The sequence below is a fragment of the Pseudomonas sp. NY15435 genome, assembly GCF_048068295.1.
Taxonomy (GTDB): Bacteria; Pseudomonadota; Gammaproteobacteria; order Pseudomonadales; family Pseudomonadaceae; genus Pseudomonas.
The window spans coordinates 153,780-168,531 of sequence record NZ_JBLUQA010000009.1 but is presented as its reverse complement, the minus strand read 5'-3'; the positions used below and the strand labels follow the sequence as shown (position 1 = coordinate 168,531).

Sequence of the window (14,752 nt, the reverse complement as noted above, 5' to 3'; positions counted from 1 at the left end):
GGAAGGGCGTCAGCGCCCTCCCCGTGGGTCTGTGCCTACCAGAGGTAGCGGTAGCCAAGGGTCACGGCCCAGGGCTGTTCGAGGTGGTCGCCCTTGGCGTAGTCCACTTCCAGCGAGACCTTCTGCTGGCGGCTGACCTGTAGCGCCGCGCCGGCACCCAGTTCGCCGCGCGAGCCGGGCAGTTGGTTGTTAAGCTTCTCGCCGTTGATGCGGACGTGGGTGTTGCCGGCCAGTTCGTCGATGTAGGACGCGGTCGCGTAGGTCTGCAGGCGCATATCGCGGTCCAGCTGGATTTCCTTGCCACCGCGCAGGCCAATCCTGCCCTGCAGCGAGTCTGTGTCGCTCGCGCGCACCTTGAGGCCGTCGCTGCTGGTGTAGCGCGGCCCTTCGAAGTGCGTGGCGCTGAGCTGCACCTGGGGCTCGACGAACCACTGGTCCTGCAGGTCGATGCGTTTGCCACCCTCGACGCTCACACCATAGGCATCGGCCTTGTAGTCACCCTTCACCGGTTGACCCAGGTTGGTCGGCACTTTCACGTCGCCGTCCATGTGGCTGTACTTGATGACGTTGTCCAGGTACCAGCCGTCGTCGCGCAGGTAGGTGGCGTAGGCGCCGACACTGGTGCTGTCCAGATGCCCACGACTGTTCTCGGTGAAACGGATGCGCGACTCGCTGGCGCCGACCATGGCGCCCAGGTACAGGCGGGCGCCGTCGAGGTGAATGGCCTTGTCGGCGCCGATCTCGACGCCATCGAGGTTCTGATCGAAGGCCCGGCCATAGTGCTCGCCCATGCGCATGCGCTTGCCGATACCGCGAATCCACACGCCGCCTTCGTCCTGGCTGAGGCGCAGTTCACCCAGGCGCTGTACCAGGGTGCCGAGTTCGGCGTAGTACAGGTTGGCGGCGGCGCTCTGCATGCCCAGCGCGACGTTGGAGCCCTTGGAGATGATGTCCGGCTGGCTGGTACTGCCACCCCCGTTGGAGCCCTGGTTACCGCCGTCGCTGCCTCCCTGGCTGCCACCGTCGGTACCGCCCTGGTCCCCGCCCGAGCTGCCACCCTGTTCGCCGCCGTCCGTGCCGCCCTGGTTGCCGTTTTCATTACCGCCGTCACCCGGATCGGGAGTGGTCGTCCCGGGGTCGCCGCCGTCACCGGTTCCCGTGGAGGGCTGGTCGGGATCCTCGGGATCGGTCGGGTCGCCCGGGTCGACCACATTCTTGCCGCTGGCGACCAGATACCAGTCGTTGCCCTGTTGCTCCAGGGTGTAGCGGTAGGCGCCAGCATCCACGTGCTCGCCATAAAGGCTGAAGGCCCCCGGACTGCCCTGGGTACCGACGACGCGCAGCTGGTCGCCGCCCGCCTCCTTGCCACTGTCGGCCACCACCAGCGTGTGCGCGCCATAGGCCTGGCCGCCGACCAGGATCAGGTCGGTCTGCAGGCTGGAGAGATCAGTGTTCATGTCGAAGGTGCCGGAGCCGGTCAGATCGCCGGCCATCGACAAGGTGTGATAGCCGTTGACACCGAAGGCCACGGTCGCGCCGTCCACGTCCAGGTTGCTCAGGGTGGAGTCGGCGTTCATCTGCCAGCGGGCATTGTGCAGGGTCATGTCGAGCAGGCCCTGGTCGCTGTCCTGCAAACGGGTATCGCCGTGCAGGTCGCTGCCTTCGCTGGTCAGCCGCAGCGAGCCATTGCCGGCGACCTCCGCCAGCAGCCCGGCATCGCCGACGTCCAGGCTGGAGTCGGTAAGCGTGGATTGCAGATTGGCACCTTCGGCAATGGCATAACCCACCCCGTTGCCCGCCTGCAACTGGCTGCCCGTAGCGTTGAAAGTGCCCGAGCTACCGGCCTGCGCCGTCACCACGGCTGCATCGCTGGTCACGCGGCTGGCGCTCAGGTCCATGTGCGCTTCGCCGCCGCCCTGCAGCTCGCCCTGGCTGAAAAGGATGGCGGAACCATTCTGCGAATCGATCCGGCTGTTGCTGGCGGTGACCGCCCCGCCATTGTCCAGATGCACACTCGCCCCGGCGCTGCCTCCGCTGGAGAGTTGGCTGGCCTCCACCTTGATGGTGCCGGACGCCGCCGCGTGCACGGCTGCCGAGCCGGCTCCGGTGCTCGCCAGGCTGCTGTCGGCGATAGCGATGCTGCCGCCCTCGGCGGTCCAGGCACCATCAGCGTTGGCGCCGCTGGTTTCCACCTGGCTGCCCTGGGTGAGATCGATATGGGTTCCCTGACGGGTATAGAGGCCGTGGCTGCCCTCGCCTTCGGTGACGATGCGGCTGTTCTGCAGCTGCGCCGAGCCGCTGGCGTTATTGACCATCACGCCGATGCTGCCGGCGCCATGGGTGGTGATGCTGGAGTCAGCCAGCGTGTTGTCCGCGCCGTTGCTGGAAATATGCACGCCATGGCTACCCTGCCCGGCGGTTTCGAGAGTGGCTCCGCTGACCTGCAGGGAGGCGCCGTTGTTGGCCTGGATAGCGCTGCTGTCGTCGCCGCTCGTGGATATCTGCGACGCGTCCAGTAGCAACGTGCCGTTGTTGTCCAGCAGCACGCCGGCGGCGTGGTCGCCCGCGGTAGTCAGCGCGCTGCCATTGACCTGGGCGCCGCCGTTGTTGTGGGCGTGCACCGCTGCGGAGTTGTCGCCGTCAGTGGCGACACTGCCACCCACCAACTCGACCTGGCCGCCGCTCTGCGCGTCCAGGCCGGCGTCGTTGTCGCCATGGGTGCTGACCTGGGAGTCGACGATGCTGACCTTGCCGCCGTTGACCTGCAGGCCGAAGCTGCCGGCGCTGTCGATCTCCACGTGGTCGACCTGGTCCTGCTTGCCGCTCCACAGGTTGAACAGCAGGCCACCGCCCGCGCCGGTGTTATGGACCCAGCCGCCGTCCATGCTGAATTCCATGTCGTTGACGGTGATGGCGGACTGGCTGGCATTCACGTCGAAGTGGGCGTCGTGCAGCTCGCTGGTGTTGTTCTCCCAGGGGGAAAACGACTGTGGAGTGTCGAAATCCTCGGCCAGCGAAGGCAGCGCCACCAGCGAGGTGATGACCACCGCCAGCAGCGTGGGAACGAACGGCGGCGCGTGTCGGCGCGCCAATGCAATCGTGCAGGTACTCATCTGGTTGCCCTCCAGAATCCATGTCTGGCCGGCGCGTGAGCCGGTCTCTGGGGGCGATTCTTCTCGGAACGATGAACTCCAAAGATGGGAAAGCATTTACTGTTGCGTAGGAAACTTCCTACTCAAATCCTGCACGCCTGAGAGAAATGACCTAGCGTTGATCAGGTACTCGACTGAGGAAGCTGCCATGGGGCAGGTGCTGATCGCCGACGGACACCCGGTCACCCGGCATGCCGTGCGCATACTGCTGGAGAGCGAGGGCCACACCATCGCCGGCGAGGCGGAGGACGGCCTGGACGCCCTGCGGCTGGGCCTTGAGCAGCCCGCTGACCTGTTGATCCTCGATATCGACCTGTCGCGCCTGAACGGCCTGGACGTCATGGCACGCCTGAGGGCGCGCGGGGTGAATCTGCCGGTGCTGGCCTTCAGCGCGCAGGATTCGGAGCACATCGTCGGGCGCTTCCTGCAGGGCGGCGCCTCGGGCTTCGTCAGCAAGCACGACGACTTGCGCGAGTTGAGCCTCGCGGTAGCCATGCTGCTGCGTGGGCGCAGCTACTTCCCCATGCGCCTGCTGGGCAACGTCAACCTGCCGGAAGTACGCAGCGGCGAGCGTGAACGGGTGGCGAGCCTGTCCAACCGCGAGCTGTCGGTGCTGTACTTCCTCGCCAGCGGACGCAACAACCACCAGATCGCCCATGAGCTGACCATCAGCGAAAAGACCGTCAGCACCTACCGCACGCGCCTGCAGCACAAGCTCAACCTGCATAGCCTGGCGGAGCTGATCGACTTCGCCCGGCGCAACGCCCTGGTGACCGCTCCCCAGGCCGAGCCCGAACGGGCAGCACCGGACAGCGATGAGTTGGTGATGCTGCGCAGCCTGGTCGACAGCCTGCCTGATGCCCTCTACGTGCGCGACACCGCCGGCCGCTTGGCGCACGCCAACCTCGCCTTCCTGCGACTATATGACGTGCATCTGGAGGACGTGCTGGGTACCCGCGCCATGGACGTGGACTGGTACGCGCCGGCCCAGGCCGAGCTGCTGCACCAGTACTTCCTGCAGGCGGTAGCTGCCGAGCTGGCCTTCGCGCGCGACATCGAGCTGCGCATCCATGGCCAGCGCCGCGTACTGCATCACTGGGGCAAGCCCTATCGCGATGCCCAGGGCCGGCTGCTTGGCATGATCTGCGGCAGTGCCGACATCACCGGCCGCCAGGACCGCCTGCGCGCCATCGAGGCGGACAAGCAGCAGGCGGAGCTGAGCAACCGGCAGAAGCTCAATTTCCTGGTGCGCGCGAGCAACGAATTCAGCGTTCCCCTGGGCGCCATGCACGGCCTGCTGGAAATGGTGCTGCAGCGCGCGACGCTGCAGCCGGCAGACCGCGAGGCGCTGGAATGGATCGACAGCACCAGCCGCGACTTGCTGGAGCTGACCGCCGACCTGCGCCAGATTGCCCGCCTGGAAAGTGGCGAAGAACAGGCGCAGCGCGTGCCGTTACACCTGGAGCCATTGCTGCGCGAAGCGCTGGCAGCCCTCGAGGCGCCGATCAGCGCCAAGGGCCTGAAACTGGAGCTGCAGGCCTCGCCGGAGGTGGACCACGCACTGCTGGGCGACCCATTGCTGCTGCGGAAAATCCTCGACTACCTGCTGGCCTACCTGATCCGCGAAACGGCCGCTGGCACCCTGTGCATTGCCCTGCATGGCCAGGTGGAGGGCGAACGCCTGGCCGTCCGCCTGAACGCAGCCCCGCTGCTGCAGGCTGCCGAGGACCCGCAGGCGGTCTACTCGCTGGAGGAACTGGCCGCCGACGCGGCCAGACAGATCCTGCAGGAAGCACCGGTCGGCCTGATCGTCGCCAAGCGTCTGGTCGGCTTGCTCCAGGGCGAACTGGTCCTCGCCAGCCCGCCGGGCCAGGGCACGACGGCCAGCGTGCACCTGATGCTCCCCCTCGCGCCGATCTCTACCCTGTAGGAGCGAGCTTGCTCGCGAACAGGGCCCGCCTATAACGCCGGTGCCATGCGGTTCGCCTGTAACGCCGGTGCCATGCGGTTCGCGAGCAAGCTCGCTCCTACAGAAAAGCGGCACCACGGCGCAGCCTTTCCGCGCGCCTGACCAGCCGTCAGTAGACCACCGACTTCAGCACCGAATCCACATCCTGGCTGGGCGGCCCCCAAGAAACATCAGCAACTGGTCAGTTTGTTCCAGGGCGAACTGGTCCTCGCCAGCCCGCCAGGCCAGGGCACGACGGCCAGCGTGCACCTGATGCTCCCCCTCGCACCGATCTCTACCCTGTAGGAGCGAGCTTGCTCGCGAACAGAGCACGCCTATAACGCCGGTGCCATGCGGTTCGCGAGCAAGCTCGCTCCTACAGAAAAGCGGCATCACGGCACAGCCTTTCCGCGCGTCTGACCAAACGTCAGTAGCCCACCGACTTCAGCACCGAATCCACATCCTGGCTGGGCGGCCGGCCAAGGAACATCAGCAACTGGTAGGTTTGTTCCAGGGCGAACTGGTCCTCGCCAGCCCGCCAGGCCAGGGCACGACGGCCAGCGTGCACCTGATGCTCCCTCGCACCGATCTCTACCCTGTAGGAGCGAGCTTGCTCGCGAACAGGGCCCGCCTGTAACGCCGGTGCCATGCGGTTCGCGAGCAAGCTCGCTCCTACAGAAAAGCGGCATCACGGCACAGCCTTTCCGCGCGTCTGACCAACCGTCAGTAGCCCACCGACTTCAGCACCGAATCCACATCCTGGCTGGGCGGCCTGCCGAGAAACATCAGCAACTGGTCGGTGCGGTTGGTGAAGAAGCCGTCCACGCCAGCCTTGGTGAGCTTGTCGAAGTCCACCGAATCGTCGACGGTGTAGGCGTGCACGAACAGGCCACGCTCATGGGCGGCCTGGTTCATCCACGGCTGCACGAGGTCCATGTAGCTCTGGTCGCCACGCGCAGTCAAAGTCGCCGAGGGACCTGTGCCCAGGGCGCCATTGGCCTTGGCCCAGTCAAGCCAGGCGAAGAGCTCTTCCTTGGATTTCACTTCCTGCCCGGCATAGAAGTCCGCTTTGATCTTCTCACCGGACTGGGCAAAGGTGGTCGGTTTCTTCGCCGCCATGTAGCCGTCGCCGACCCACAACAGCAGCACCTTGGGCACCTTCGGCATGCTCTTCTGCAGCAGCTCCAGGCTGCTCTTCTCGAAGGTCTGCAGGACGATCCTGCCTTGCGGCTCGCCCTGCGCGTCGAGCCAGCCACGATTCTCCAGGGCTTTGCGCAGGTCTTCCTCGATGCCGGGGAACTGCCCGGGCGCCTTGGTTTCCAGGTACAGGCCAGGGGTTTCGCCGCCGCCTTCGGCGATGTCGATCAGCTCGTCGAGGGTGAGGATGCGCAGCCCTGCGTACTTGGAGCGGGCACGCTCGGGATAGGCGGCATTGAACCAGCTGCCGGCGTCCAGGCGCTTGAGCTCGGCCAGCGTGAACTGGCTCACCGGCGCCTTTTCGCGGCCCGGGAAGACCTTGGCGACGTCGGTGGTGCGCTCCAGGGTGTCATCGTGCACCGCGACCAGCACGCCGTCCTTGGTGCGCTGCAAGTCGGCTTCCAGGTAGTCCGCCCCCAGGTCGCGGGCGGCGAGATAGGCCGGCGCGGTTTCCTCGGGGGCGTCGTGGGAAGCGCCGCGGTGAGCGATCACCGTCGGCCAGGGGATGCCGACAGCCTCGCTGAGTGCGCGGCCGGGGGATTCCTCGGCGCTGGCAGTGAAACTGGCGGCGGCCAGTGCGATGGTGCCCAGTACAGCGATGATGCGACGGCGCATGTGCGAAACCCCTTGCGATGGGTAACGGGTAAGCGGCCCAGTCTGCCGGCGGCCTGTGAAAATCCTGCGACGGCTGAAACGACAAGGCCCGCGAACGATCGCTCGTTCGCGGGCCTTTTGCTCTTCCCTGCCCGGTCAGCGCGGCAGGTCGAAGCGGTCGAGGTTCATCACCTTGGTCCAGGCCTTGACGAAGTCATGGACGAACTTGCGTTCGCCGTCCGAGCAACCATAGACCTCCGACAGCGCCCGCAGCTGGGAGTTTGATCCCAGTAGCAGGTCGATGCGGCTACCGGTCCACTTCGCTTCGCCGGACTTGCGGTCACGGCCTTCGAACTGGTCATTGGCGTCGGAGGTCGGCTTCCACACGGTGCCCATGTCCAGCAGGTTGACGAAGAAGTCGTTGCTCAGAGTGCCCGGGCGCGCGGTGAACACGCCGTTCTGCGAGCCGCCGGTGTTGGCGCCGAGCACACGCAAACCACCGATCAGCGCGGTGACTTCCGGTGCGCTCAGGGTCAGCAATTGCGCCTTGTCGATCAGCAGCGCTTCGGCCGGCACCGAGAACTTCGATTTGAGGAAGTTGCGGAAGCCATCGGCCACCGGCTCCAGCATGCCCACCGAGTGCACGTCGGTCTGCTCCTGGCTGGCGTCCATGCGGCCCGGCGCGAACGGTACGCTGACGGTGTGGCCACCCTTGCGCGCGGCCTCTTCCACGGCGGCATCGCCGGCCAGGACGATCAGGTCGGCCAGGGAGATCTTCTTGCCGCCGACGGCCGAGGCGTTGAACTCGGACTGGATTTCACCCAGCACACCAAGCACCTTGGCCAGTTGCTCCGGCTGGTTCACCGGCCAGTCCTTCTGCGGCGCCAGGCGGATGCGCGCGCCATTGGCGCCGCCGCGCTTGTCGGAGCCACGGAAGGTGGAGGCCGACGCCCAGGCGGTGGAGACCAGTTCGGAGACCGACAGCCCCGAGGCCAGTACCTTGGCCTTGAGCGCGGTGACGTCCTTGTCGTCCACCAGCGGGTGGTCGACCGCCGGGATCGGGTCTTGCCAGATCAGCTCCTCTTTCGGCACTTCCGGGCCCAGGTAGCGAGCCAGCGGGCCCATGTCGCGGTGAGTCAGCTTGAACCAGGCACGGGCGAAAGCGTCGGCGAACGCTTCGGGATCTTCGTAGAAACGACGGGAAATCTTCTCGTAGACCGGATCGACGCGCAGCGAGATATCGGTGGTCAGCATCGAGGGCGCGCGGCGCTTGGACTTGTCATGGGCATCGGGAATGCTGCCGGCACCCGCGCCATTCTTCGGTTGCCACTGGTGGGCGCCGGCGGGGCTCTTGGTCAGCTCCCACTCGTAGCCGAACAGGTTCCAGAAGAAGTTATTGCTCCAGCGCGTCGGCGTGGACGTCCAGGTGACTTCCAGGCCGCTGGTGATGGCATCGCCACCCGAGCCCGTGCCGAACTTGCTGACCCAGCCCAGGCCCTGGTTTTCCAGGCCACCGGCTTCCGGATCGACCCCGACGTTGTCCGCCGGGCCCGCGCCGTGGGTCTTGCCGAAGGTGTGGCCGCCGGCGATCAGGGCGACGGTTTCCTCGTCGTCCATGGCCATGCGCGCGAAGGTCTCACGGATGTCGCGGGCGGCAGCCACCGGGTCGGGGTTGCCGTTGGGGCCTTCGGGGTTCACGTAGATCAGGCCCATCTGTACGGCGGCCAGGGGGTTCTCCAGGTCACGCTCGCCGGTGTAGCGCTTGTCGCCGCCCAGCCAGGTGGTCTCCTCGCCCCAATACACGTCCATGTCCGGTTCCCAGACATCTTCGCGGCCGCCGGCAAAACCGAAGGTCTTGAAGCCCATGGACTCCAGGGCGACGTTGCCGGTGAGCACGATCAGGTCGGCCCAGGACAGCTTGGCGCCATACTTCTGCTTGATCGGCCAGATCAGCCGGCGAGCCTTGTCCAGGCTGACGTTGTCCGGCCAGCTGTTGAGCGGGGCGAAACGTTGCTGGCCACGGCCAGCGCCGCCACGGCCATCGCCGATACGGTAGGTGCCGGCGGCGTGCCAGGCCATGCGGATGAACAGCGGGCCATAGTGGCCGAAGTCGGCCGGCCACCAGTCCTGGGAGTCGGTCATCACGGCGCGCAGGTCGGCCTTGACCGCTTCCAGGTCGAGGGTCTTGAAGGCCTCGGCGTAGTTGAAGTCCTCACCCATGGGGTTGGACTTGGAAGAATGCTGGTGCAGCAGGTCCAGCCTCAGCTGGTTCGGCCACCAGTCACGGTTGGAAGTACCACCACCAGCGGTCTGGTGGAACGGGCAGCTACCTTTCTTTTCTTCACTCATTGCAGGCTCCTTGGGGGCGCCTATCGTTGGCGCCTTGTATTCGCACAACCCATCAGAAGATAGATCAAACGGGGCGGGCTGCTATTGCAGTTTTCGATTGGCTCGGACGGTAAAAGGCTATCGATGGGGGTGACCAAGGGCCTCATCGCGGCAGACGATAACGGACGCAGTTGTCATCGATGGTGTAGGAGCGAGCTTGCTCGCGAACCGGCCAACCCGCCGTGGATGCGAAATCCATCGCGGACAGAGTCCGCTCCTACGCAACCGGAGGTGTCGGCGCCTGCCCGCGCGTAGAAGCGGACTCCGTCCGCGATCGGCATCCGGCCCTTGCGGACCGGACCATTAACGCGTCAGAACGCGAAGCAGGAACAACCGAACGCGCCCCAGAACCCGGCGAAGTCGCTCACCGGCACGTCTTTCGTGCGCGCGCGTTCATGGCTGTGGCCATGCACGCCACAGGAGCCGACGCACTGGTGCACGGCCTGCTGCAGCGGCGCCTGCGGGCGCCAGTGGCCGGGAACCATGGCCACCGGAGACCATTCCGGCACCACCGGGATGCTCGGCGGGGCCAGCTTGTCGAATTCGCGGTCGCCATGGACGATCTTGCCGCCCACCACGGTGAGCACCGACTCGATGGTCTTGATCGCCTCCTCCTCGACGCTGAAGAAGTCCTCCGAGAGCACCGCCAGGTCCGCTAGTTGGCCGGCCTTGAGCATGCCCTTCTTGCCCTGCTCGCTGGAGAACCAGGCGCTGCCGTGGGTGAACAGCCCGATCGCCACCTCGCGGGACAGGCCCTCCGGATACAGGCTCAGGCCACCCACGGTCTTGCCGCTGACCATCCAGTACAGCGAGGTCCAGGGGTTGTAGCTGGACACGCGGGTGGCGTCGGTGCCAGCGCCCACCGGCACGCCTTCGGCCAGCATGCGCTTGATCGGCGGCGTGGCCTCGGCGGCCTGCTTGCCATAGCGGTCGACAAAGTACTCACCCTGGAAAGCCATGCGGTCCTGGATGGCGATGCCGCCGCCCAGGGCACGTACGCGCTCGATATTCTTCGGCGTGATGGTCTCGGCATGGTCGAAGAACCACGGCAGGCCGTTGAACGGGATGTCGCGGTCGACCTTCTCGAACACATCGAGCATGCGCGAGATGGATTCGTCATAAGTCGCGTGCAGGCGGAACGGCCAGCGTTGCTCGACCAGGTGACGCACCACTGGCTCCAGCTCCGCTTCCATGGTGCCGGGCAGGTCCGGGCGCGGTTCGAGGAAGTCCTCGAAGTCCGCCGCCGAGAACACCAGCATCTCCCCGGCACCGTTGTGCCGCAGGAAGTCGCTGCCCTGGCCGTACTTGACGCTGCTGGTCCAGTTCTTGAAGTCCGCCAGCTCTTCCTTGGGCTTCTGGGTGAACAGGTTGTAGGCGATGCGCACGGTGAGCTGGTTGTCTTTCTCCAGTTGCTCGATCACCTGGTAGTCGTCCGGGTAGTTCTGGAAGCCGCCGCCGGCGTCGATCACGCTGGTCAGGCCGAGACGGTTCAGCTCGCGCATGAACTGGCGCGTCGAGTTGACCTGGTATTCCAGCGGCAGCTTCGGCCCCTTGGCCAGGGTCGCGTAGAGGATCATCGCGTTGGGGCGGGCGATCAGCATGCCGGTGGGCTCGCCGTTGCTGTCGCGGACGATCTCCCCGCCGGGCGGGTTCGGCGTGTCCTTGGTGTAGCCGACGACCCGCAGCGCGGCGCGGTTGAGCAGCGCGCGGTCATACAGATGCAGGACGAACACCGGGGTGTCCGGCGCCGCCTTGTTCAGCTCTTCGATGGTCGGCAGGCGGCGCTCGGCGAACTGGAATTCGTTCCAGCCACCGACCACGCGCACCCACTGCGGCGACGGCGTGCGCTGGGCCTGCAGGCGCAGCATCTCCAGTGCGTCGGAGAGCGACGGTACGCCCTCCCAGCGCAGTTCGAGGTTGTAGTTCAGCCCGCCGCGGATCAGGTGCAGGTGCGAGTCGTTGAGGCCGGGAATGACAGTGCGACGGTTGAGGTCAACCAGTTGGGTCGAGGCATCGCGGTAGGCCATCGCCTGGGCGTCGGTGCCGACGACCAGGAACTTGCCGTCGGCGATGGCCACGGCGGTGGCGTGCGGGCGTTCCGGGTCAACGGTGTGCAGCTTGCCGTTGAACAGGATCAGGTCTGCGTTGCGTTCTGCGTTGCTCATGCTCGGGTACCTCAGCGTTGCAGGAAGGCCAGCAGGTCTTCGTTGAGTTGCTGCGCATGGGTGACGGCGAAGCCATGGGGAGCGCCGGCGTAGACTTTCAGTTCGGCGCCCTTGACCTGTTCGGCGGCCAGCTTGCCGGTGGTTTCGAACGGCACGATCTGGTCGTCGTCGCCGTGGATCACCAGGGTCGGTACGTCGACCTTGGCCAGGTCCGCGCGGAAGTCGGTTTCCGAGAAGGCGCTGACGCAGTCCACCGTGCCCTTGAGCGAGGCCAGCAGGGCGATGTTGAGGGTCTGGGTGAGCACGCCGTCGGAGACCTTCTGACCGTGGTTGGTGCCGTAGAACGGCGCGGCGAAGTCGGCGATGAACTGCGCGCGGTCCTGCAGCAGGCCGGCCTTGATGCCGTCGAACACGCCCTTCTCCACTCCCTGGGGGAAATCAGCGGACTGACCGAAGATCGGTGTGACCGCGCCCAGCAGCACCAGGCCGGCGACGCGGGCGGTGCCGTGGCGGCCGATATAGCGGCTGACATCGCCGCCACCCATGGAGAAGCCGACCAGCGTGACCTCGCGCAGGTCCAGGTGCTCGATCAGGCCGGCGATATCATCGGCGAAGGTGTCGTAGTCGTAGCCGCTCCACGGCTGGCTGGAACGACCGAAGCCGCGGCGGTCGAAGGCGATGGTGCGGTAGCCGCGGCTGCTCAGGTACTGCATCTGGTATTCCCACATGTCGCCGTCCAGCGGCCAGCCGTGGCTGAACAGCACGGGTTTGCCGCTGCCCCAGTCCTTGTAATAGATCTCGGTGCCGTCGCGGGTAACGAAAGTGCTCATGGAAACTCCTCTGCCTGCCATGCAGGACGATGTGGGAACGGGCGCCGCGCGGGCGCCGCGGGAGGGGGAAGTCAGGGGAAGGCTCAATCAGCGTTGAGCCAGCCAGCGCAGCGACGCGTCACCCAGGGCATGATCAGGTAGACCACCAGGAGGACGATGCACAGGGTCACCAGCAGATTGCTCGGCACCACACCGGCCAGTACCGGGAAACGTTCGAACGCCGGCCCCCAGAGCGGTGGGATGACCATGGTCAGCGGGCTGATCACCAGGTAGGTCAGCAGCGCCTGCTTCCATTTCGGCGGCTGGCGCACGTTGCCGTGCTCGGGGGTGAACCAGAATTCGGCGTCGTTGTGTATCAGCGGGTGGTCGCCCTCTTCCAGCAGTGGCGAGACCTCGTCGATCAGCTCGGCGCGCTCGCGGGAGTCGATCCAGGCCTGCAGCTGACCGGCGCGGGCGAAGCGCACCACGGTGGTGAACATCGCGCCCTCGCCGTCCGGGCGGATCACATTTACACCCAGGTGCCCCGGCTGTCGGCGCGCCGCAGCGACGGTGCGGCGTAGCCAGGCCTCGTAGCTGGGCAGAGCTTCGCAACGCACCTTGTGGTGAACCACCAGCGTCACCACACTGTTCAGATCGATGGTTTCGGCGCTCATGGGTTTCCCGGACTCATGATTGAGGTCCGGTCACTATGGCGTTGAGGTCGGCCGACCTATTGGACGCATGTGCTGGGTTGGGGCTTTTGCTTACGTAGGCCGCATAACCCGGAGCGGGTCATCCGCCCGACATTGATGATGGGGCAACCTGTAGGAGCGAGCTTGCTCGCGAACGCTCTTCCTGGGCGTCCCGGCGCTGGGCGGTTCGCGAGCAAGCTCGCTCCTACGAGAAGCATCAACGTGCGCGACGTGAGGCACGGGACGCCGGGCTTTTGTAGGAGCGGACTCTGTCCGCGATGGGTCCGCATCGCGCCGGAGAGCGATCGCGGACAGAGTCCGCTCCTACGCGCAGTAGGGCGATGGCGCGATCACGCGGCTGTGACGGCGAGCCCCGGCAGGGTCACCTGCTGCATGTATGCCCGCGCGGTGTTCGGCACCCGGTAGCGCACCTCGCACTCGCCCTGCTCCACCCACAGCAGCGACTTGTCCGCCAGTTGGCGCACGGTGGCGAACGCGCACTCGCGGCACAGGCGGTCACCATCAAGGGAAGCCACCGCCGCGTCGAGGGTGAAATCCTCACCCAATTGCGCAAGCAGGCGCAGGCAGCGTTGCTCGGCGACATCCAGCAGGCCATAGCTCCAGTCATAGGTCGCGCGCAGGCTCTGCTGCCGCGCCGGAGCAGTGCGACGGCCGGGCATCAACAGGTGCATGGGCGTGTCCAACAACGCCGGCAGCCCCGCGAGACCCAGGATACCCACCTGCCGCGCCGCCATTTCGATGGCCAGGGGAATGCCATCCAGGCGCCGGCAGATGTCAATGATGGCGCGCACCTGGCCGGGTTTGAGCTCGAAGCGGTCGCAAACCTCCCGCGCGCGCATCACGAACAGCTGCACCGCCGAACTGCACATGGCCAACGCCAGCGGCGCATTGTCCTGCGCGGGCACCTCCAGCGGCGGCAGGCGCACCACGCGCTCGCCCTCCGCACGCAGCGGTTCGCGGCTGGTGGCGAGGATGCTCAGTGCCGGGTGCAGGCGCAGCAGGTGCTCCACCGCCTCGGCGCAGCGCTCGGCAAGGTGCTCGCAGTTGTCCAGCAACAACAGGGTCGGTTCATAGGAAGGCTCGCGCAGGAGAATGGCGAGGCTCTGGCTCAGGGAGACGCCGTCCGGGTCGGCCGACAGGTCGAGAAAGCGCACCTGGCTGAAGTGCTTGCCGAGCTGCTCGGCAGCGTGGATCGCCAGCGAGGTCTTGCCCATGCCGCCGGGGCCGACCAGGGTCATCAGGCGCGTGGCGGGCATCTGCTTCACCACCCGCGCGAGCAGCGCCTGGCGGCCGACCAGGCCCATCAGCAGGATCGGCAGGTTGCTGGCGCGCACTTCGCACGGCAGTTGCACCGCCTGCGCCGGAGCGACCACGCTCTCCACCACGCCGACGAAGCCATAGCCGCGCAGCGGCACGTTGGCGATGTAGCGCTCACCCGTGCGGCCTTCGCCAAGGGCACGCCGCAGGGCTGCGATGTGCACGCGCAGGTTGATCTCTTCGACCACGGTGTCGCCCCAGACCTGGGCGATGATCCTGTCCTTGCCGATGATCTCGCCGGGTTGGCGGATCAGCACCTGGAGAATATCCAGCGCCCGGCTGCCGATGCGCACCGGACGATCCCCCTGCAGCAACTGGCGCTTGTAGGGGTGGAACTGGAAGCGACCGAACTGCAGGATGGTCTCGGTGCGGTTTTCCGTGCTTGCGCTCATGTCCTGCTCACGTCTGCGGATCTGACGGATCGCTCTACAACGGGTCCTCCAGGCGATCTGGCCAGTACCGAGGTGAC

The 14,752-nt window shown here is 66.3% G+C and carries 9 protein-coding genes; 1 reads left to right on the top strand and 8 read right to left on the bottom strand.

Annotation, left to right across the window (positions count from 1 at the left end; all coding sequences use genetic code 11):
* Positions 1-35: 35 nt before the first annotated feature.
* Positions 36-3,113, bottom strand: coding sequence for an autotransporter outer membrane beta-barrel domain-containing protein (locus tag ACNFH5_RS21560; RefSeq protein ID WP_416749465.1), 3,078 nt, complete (start codon positions 3,111-3,113; stop codon positions 36-38).
* Positions 3,114-3,300: 187 nt separating this feature from the next.
* Between ACNFH5_RS21560 and ACNFH5_RS21555 the strand changes: the two genes are divergently transcribed.
* Positions 3,301-5,082: a response regulator gene (locus ACNFH5_RS21555; RefSeq protein WP_416749463.1), complete on the top strand. Its 1,782-nt coding sequence runs from the start codon at positions 3,301-3,303 to the stop codon at positions 5,080-5,082.
* Between the two features lie 445 nt (positions 5,083-5,527).
* Here the strand turns inward: ACNFH5_RS21555 and ACNFH5_RS21550 are convergent, their stop codons facing one another.
* From ACNFH5_RS21550 to ACNFH5_RS21520, 7 genes are all read right to left on the bottom strand, one after another.
* The gene (locus ACNFH5_RS21550; RefSeq protein ID WP_416749461.1) at positions 5,528-5,668 is read right to left on the bottom strand and encodes a hypothetical protein; all 141 of its coding nucleotides are present in this window, start codon (positions 5,666-5,668) and stop codon (positions 5,528-5,530) included.
* 155 nt (positions 5,669-5,823) lie between these two features.
* The gene (locus tag ACNFH5_RS21545) at positions 5,824-6,912 is read right to left on the bottom strand and encodes a glycerophosphodiester phosphodiesterase (RefSeq protein ID WP_416749459.1); all 1,089 of its coding nucleotides are present in this window, start codon (positions 6,910-6,912) and stop codon (positions 5,824-5,826) included.
* A 135-nt stretch (positions 6,913-7,047) separates the two neighbouring features.
* On the bottom strand, positions 7,048-9,240 hold the full coding sequence (gene katG, locus ACNFH5_RS21540; protein ID WP_416749457.1) for a catalase/peroxidase HPI: 2,193 nt from the start codon (positions 9,238-9,240) through the stop codon (positions 7,048-7,050).
* 350 nt (positions 9,241-9,590) lie between these two features.
* Positions 9,591-11,444, bottom strand: coding sequence for an amidohydrolase (locus ACNFH5_RS21535; RefSeq protein WP_416749455.1), 1,854 nt, complete (start codon positions 11,442-11,444; stop codon positions 9,591-9,593).
* An 11-nt stretch (positions 11,445-11,455) separates the two neighbouring features.
* On the bottom strand, positions 11,456-12,274 hold the full coding sequence (locus ACNFH5_RS21530) for an alpha/beta fold hydrolase (protein ID WP_416749453.1): 819 nt from the start codon (positions 12,272-12,274) through the stop codon (positions 11,456-11,458).
* A gap of 83 nt (positions 12,275-12,357) precedes the next feature.
* Positions 12,358-12,927, bottom strand: a complete 570-nt coding sequence (locus tag ACNFH5_RS21525) for an antibiotic biosynthesis monooxygenase (RefSeq protein ID WP_416749452.1) — start codon at positions 12,925-12,927, stop codon at positions 12,358-12,360.
* A 368-nt stretch (positions 12,928-13,295) separates the two neighbouring features.
* Entirely contained in the window at positions 13,296-14,675 is a 1,380-nt protein-coding gene (locus ACNFH5_RS21520) for an ATP-binding protein (RefSeq protein ID WP_416749450.1), read from the bottom strand.
* Positions 14,676-14,752: the final 77 nt, after the last annotated feature.